Source organism: Sphingobium sp. B2, from assembly GCF_007693735.1.
Classification (GTDB): Bacteria; Pseudomonadota; Alphaproteobacteria; order Sphingomonadales; family Sphingomonadaceae; genus Sphingobium; species Sphingobium xenophagum.
Genome location: NZ_VDBZ01000037.1, coordinates 1 through 369, shown reverse-complemented (window position 1 = coordinate 369; position 369 = coordinate 1). Strand labels below are relative to the sequence as shown.

The following is a 369-nucleotide window of genomic DNA, read 5'->3' as shown; positions in this document are numbered from 1 at the left end:
AATATTGCAATTTTATCATGAGGAAAGTCCATGCTAGCACTGGCTGTGATGCCAGTAGTGTTTGTGCTAGACAAAAAAATAAGTCTAGGGATGTGCTTTGCGCATTACGGCGGATAAAATGGCTAAGTCTTTGATAGGCCGGAGTAATTCTGAAAGTGCCACAGTGACGTAGCTTTTATGGAAACATAAAAGGTGGAACGCGGTAAACCCCTCAAGCTAGCAACCCAAACTTTGGTAGGGGCATGGAAAAGCTGGAAAAAGAACGGTCTTTTCTGACTGCATAAGCAGTAGACAGATGATTATCAAAAAAGGTGGTACCTAGTCGCCTTTGGAACAAAACATGGCTTATAGAAAATTGCATAATAGGTG

General features: G+C 41.7%; 1 other RNA gene. It reads left to right on the top strand.

The features are described 5' to 3' along the window. Positions 1 to 353: RNase P RNA component class B (gene rnpB / locus FE851_RS25910), an RNA gene on the top strand; the annotation flags it as partial. Positions 354 to 369: the final 16 nt, after the last annotated feature.